We start from the raw sequence: 1,356 nt of genomic DNA, 5'->3' as shown, positions 1-1,356 counted from the left end.
GTACCTGAACAATCTCTGGGGCTACATCGGTGATCTGGTCGCCGAGCAGGTCGTCGATCCCCGGCTCGCGGCGGCGCTCGGCGACCAGATCACCGATGTAGCCCCAGAGATTGTTCAGGTACTCCTGGATCGTCTCCATGGGCAGCGAGGTGGTCGAGACGATCGCCTCGGACCAGGTGTGGAAGCGGTCGCGGTCGGCGTACGGGACGCCGAGCAGCTCGCAGATCACCTGGATCGGCAACGGTGTGGCGACGTGCTCCACCAGGTCGGCCGGAGGACCGAGGCGGACCATGTCGTCGACCAGCGTGTCGGCGATCTCCTGGGTGCGGGGGCGCAACGCCTCCACCCGGCGGGCCGTGAATGCCTTCGCCACCAACCGGCGCAGCCGAGTGTGATCGGGTGGGTCCATGGTCAGCATGCCGCTGTACTGCTGGCGCGGGGTGAGCCTGGGCTCGTCGCGCTGGACGGCCGGGGCGCGGCCGAACCGGACGTCGCCGAGGACCGTACGGACGTCCTCGTACCGGGTGGCGAGCCACGCCTCCTCACCGTAGGGGAGCTGCACCCGGGTCATCGGCTCGCTCTCGCGCAGCTGGCCGTAGGTCGGGTCGACGACGAGGCGGTCAGGAACGCTGAACGGGTACGCCCGCGCGGGTGGAACGGTTCGGCTCTCGGTGGTCGGCGCGCTCTCCGTCATCCGGATTCCCTTCGTCGAGGCGGCGTGATCCTCAGGCCGGCGCCGTGTGGTGGCGGCGCCGGACTGCCAGCGTCCAGAACCTCACGACAGCACACATCAACGCTCAGTGATATGTCGATGTCGGATCGTAGCGATAGATGAGGATGATCGCCATGGCGGCCGGTCCGCGCCCGTACGGGGAACTCATCCCACGGTGAAGTGTTTGTCCCCGCCCGGGCTCTCGAGTTCGTCGAGGACGGCGACGGCGAGGTCCTCCGCCGAGATTCGGGACGCGCCGTCGGCACCGGTGATGAGCGTCGCGGTGCCCCGTCGGTACGTACCGGTGCGGGTTCCGGGTTCGAGGATGGCGGGCGGGCTCAGGTAGACCCAGTCGGCCCGGTGCGCCCGGCAGGCGTCGAGTTGCGCGATGCTGGCGGCGGCGATGCTTCGCCAGGCCCGCGGCACGTACTCCGGGCTGTCGAGGACGAGGCGGTCGGGATGCCCGGGGATCCGCAGCGGGGCGGCACCGCCAACGACGACGATGCGCGTCCGGGCCGCCTCGGCCGCGTCGAGCAGCGTCGTGGTGGTCGCGGCGACGGTGTGTTCGTACCCGGGGGCGGGACGGATCGCCGCCACTATCGCGTCCGTGCCGTCGAAGAGGCGGCTGAGCCGCCCGGGATCGT

The 1,356-nt window shown here is 70.3% G+C and carries 1 protein-coding gene and 1 pseudogene; both read right to left on the bottom strand.

Annotated elements, in window-relative coordinates; all coding sequences use genetic code 11:
* Nucleotides 1-694 (bottom strand): annotated as a pseudogene (locus tag KBX53_RS32990) (cytochrome P450); the annotation flags it as partial.
* A gap of 183 nt (nt 695-877) precedes the next feature.
* A partial coding sequence (locus KBX53_RS32985; RefSeq protein ID WP_210863768.1) for an NAD(P)-dependent oxidoreductase occupies nt 878-1,356 on the bottom strand: 479 nt, incomplete at its 5' end.

The organism is Micromonospora sp. M51, assembly GCF_018070305.1.
In the GTDB taxonomy this organism is placed as follows: Bacteria; Actinomycetota; Actinomycetes; order Mycobacteriales; family Micromonosporaceae; genus Micromonospora; species Micromonospora parva.
Note: the sequence above shows the minus strand (reverse complement) of the source record. Positions and strands in the feature narration are given on the sequence as shown.